The organism is Kocuria sp. ZOR0020 (assembly GCF_000800955.1).
Taxonomy (GTDB): Bacteria; Actinomycetota; Actinomycetes; order Actinomycetales; family Micrococcaceae; genus Kocuria; species Kocuria subflava.
Window position 1 is genome coordinate 1 of record NZ_JROX01000392.1, and the last position, 219, is coordinate 219.

Here is a 219-nt window from a genome sequence, read left to right on the forward strand (position 1 = left end):
ACGAACGACTTGCTAAACGTGCTGAGAAAGCCCAAAAATTGCTTGACACGGAACTTCTGAAAGATAGCTACATCGAAACGCTTGAAATGTTTAGTAAATACCATTCAGCAAAATATAATATGTGGGACGAACCAGAAACTCCAACTAAAGTGATTGAGTTCATGGAAAAGAATGGAGTTAAACAAGGTAAATGGCTACGTCCTGAAGGGGTTGACGCTT

At 39.7% G+C, this 219-nt stretch carries 1 protein-coding gene; it reads left to right on the forward strand.

Features of this window, described 5'->3' with window-relative positions; all coding sequences use genetic code 11:
• Nucleotides 1–219, forward strand: a 219-nt coding sequence (locus tag L979_RS16510; RefSeq protein WP_047692864.1) for a hypothetical protein, incomplete at both ends; no start/stop codon positions are given.